Source organism: uncultured Subdoligranulum sp., assembly GCF_937890665.1.
Window position 1 is genome coordinate 1 of sequence record NZ_CALADU010000125.1, and the last position, 2,721, is coordinate 2,721.

The following is a 2,721-nucleotide window of genomic DNA, read 5'->3' on the forward strand; positions in this document are numbered from 1 at the left end:
CGCACCGTGAATCCATACATGCGCCCGTAGCTCAGTTGGATAGAGTGACAGACTCCGACATTTCAGGTCGATCCAGTTGAGATATGCGGCAAAGTCCTGTGGTCACTGGGATCGCGGCTGGGAAGCGAAACTGAAGCACCACCGTTGACTACTATTTGACTACTGTTTCCACGCAACAGCAATTCCCCTGCAAGTGAATATGCGCTCGTAGCTCAGTTGGATAGAGTGTCAGACTCCGACTCTGAAGGTCGCTGGTTCGAATCCAGTCGGGCGTACCAAAAACCACCGAAAACTTCATGTTTCCGGTGGTTTTTACATTTGGGAGGACTGCTATAAATGGGCTTAGGCTATCATCAACTTGTAGACACTTGCCAAGCTGTTCGTTTCGCAGCTCAAAAGGTTTCTAATGAGAAAAAGATATGGTACTTTTCGCCTTTTCCAAGAGGATGGTGTGGATGTGTCAGCAGGGTCTTAGGGGCCTGGCTGTCAGAAAAATATCCAGATGAAAAATTTTATTATGTTTGCGGCAGGAGAAATGGAACTCACGCTTGGATTGAGTATGATGGAATCGTTCTTGATGTTACAGCAGACCAATTTGAAGACTGCAACGAAGAAATTATTGTGAAACCATATGGTGAAAGCCTGTTTCACCAATCATTTGAAATTGAGAGTAAGCGCCTTTGCTTTTCTACAGATAAAAACGGGGATGCAGAAGGTTTGATTTATCTGCAGATAGGAACGCAATGAAGATATTACCCATATGATTTGACAGTATGTAGTCCATCAAAACGAATAAAAAAGCAGCAGGAGTAAATTTAGCTTCTGCTGCTTTTCTGCATTTGCCTCAGATCTCCAGCCCCTCCTGGAGCACCTTGCTGGCTGCCTGTTTGTTCTTATCGAACGCATGGGTACAGACAAATAAAAAACGTTTGCTGACAAAAAAGAGGTGATCCGGATGTTTCAGTCCATCGCATTCTATATTGGCGAGAAAACCCTGGATCTGAATGGACAAGAGTATCCTCTGGGTGAGTTGACTGCTGAGGTTTTGAACATCTCTCCGGATGAGTATCACAAGCTCCGCCGGATACTGGCCAAAGCTGTCTGCAAGATGGTGAATTATGAAAAGAGCCATCAGATGCAGGACTGGTTTGATGCCAATGAGCAGATGATCAAACTCCACCGTTCCCTGGTACGACACCGGGTGTTTCAGTTGCTTCAGGAAACGGAAGAGATTTTGTCAGAGGCGCGCGTGCTGACAGAGCAGTACTCTTTGTTTCAGGAACCGGAAGACTTGGAGCCAACGGATCGAGATCTGGAGATCGCAGCTGCGATCGGAGAATACCAGGACTATCTGGAGCATCCAGAGAATTATGGCGGAGACGATTTTCTTGGGGCCCAGATGGAGGACGGGTATTATGAGATTCAGGCACCTCGCCCTCCCATTCCGCCGAAGCCGCCGGAAAAGACCAGAGCACTTTTGGTTTGGCCAGGGGACCTGAACGTGAAGTGGGAGTATTACAGGCAGTGTTGTATGCGCTATGGAGATCTCCTGGAAGACATTGCCTCGGTTTGTCAGACCTTGCAGGAATTCATCCGAATAGGCATTAGTTCTCAATTCTGGGTTGAAAACCAAAACATCGCAAAGACAATCAAGACAATCGTTTTTTACTTTTGCTACAGCTTGGCTGTTTAGTATCTCTACGCATAATGGGAAGAAATTATGTTTAATTACTCCATCCATAGAAGAGGCATAATGCTCCCTGATAACTTTCTTTATCGTTGCATACGGCAATTCATAAAATCCAGTATATATCCCCGGTTGTTTATTAACCTCAAACTGCTTTCTCGCAGTTTCAATTTCATGGGTCAATACTTCGCCCCAATTTCCTTCACCCATATTTATATCGTAGAAAGTTTTTTCTACTCCTGTGAGGCCGTTTTCAGGAACCGTGGACAAAACGGAGAATATTTCAGGGCTCTGACTTGCCAATGCGGTGATAATTTGCGGTGATCCACCATTTTTGACAATAAAGGGTAGCTTCTCTTTAAGGACGGTACAAAACACATTCTGTGTTTCTGTATCTACATTATCCAGTTTCATTTGCAGAATAATGTTTGACAGTTTCCCCCCAAGGTGGAATCGCTGCTCTTTTATGATTCCGGTAAGCATGCACATCACCCTTGTGCAATTCAGACGGCACATATTTTGACTAATACTTTCAAAATAATCTTGTGAAGTCCCCCAATATACCGTTGGTGCAAGGTTTTCTAAAAAAACTTGCACTTCTTCAAATTTGAAGTTAGACAAATACAGGCCCAGCTTCGTGATAACAGCTTGCTTTATAGTCTCTTTGTATAGCGGAGCTGCAGCATCTGTTAAAGTCCAAATTTCATCAGCATGAGAAACAATTTCAGCATATGCGTCATCCCATTTGTAATCAATAACTTTCTTGAATTGCTTTGTATCTCCACAAAGAACTAAAATTTTTATACAGTCCAGCAGTAGCGGGCGTTTTTGGGTAAACTCATCGTACTTATAGAGAACTCTAGCCAAAATTGTTCGTGCAATTGCCATATGTGTGTAGGAACCATATAGCACAGCAGAAAAGAAATAATTCTCTACATTGTTGATGACCGTTTCCAAATTTGTCCCGAAGAAAATAGTGTTCGGAGGTGCTGTCTGGTACTTAAATTCCTCTTTTGCAAGAGTGCTATAAATAT

The 2,721-nt window shown here is 43.6% G+C and carries 3 protein-coding genes and 1 tRNA gene; 2 read left to right on the plus strand and 2 right to left on the minus strand.

What is annotated here, in order from left to right:
• Window positions 1-201 precede the first annotated feature (201 nt).
• A tRNA-Arg gene (locus Q0526_RS07615) sits at window positions 202-278 on the plus strand.
• Between the two features lie 58 nt (window positions 279-336).
• Window positions 337-747, plus strand: coding sequence for a hypothetical protein (locus Q0526_RS07620; RefSeq protein ID WP_298732207.1), 411 nt, complete (start codon window positions 337-339; stop codon window positions 745-747).
• Window positions 748-844: 97 nt separating this feature from the next.
• Here Q0526_RS07620 and Q0526_RS07625 read toward each other — a convergent pair whose 3' ends face one another.
• Together Q0526_RS07625 and Q0526_RS07630 are read right to left on the minus strand one after the other, a co-directional pair.
• Entirely contained in the window at window positions 845-1,180 is a 336-nt protein-coding gene (locus tag Q0526_RS07625) for a hypothetical protein (RefSeq protein WP_298732209.1), read from the minus strand.
• 57 nt (window positions 1,181-1,237) lie between these two features.
• A partial coding sequence (locus tag Q0526_RS07630) for a hypothetical protein (protein ID WP_298732211.1) occupies window positions 1,238-2,721 on the minus strand: 1,484 nt, incomplete at its 5' end.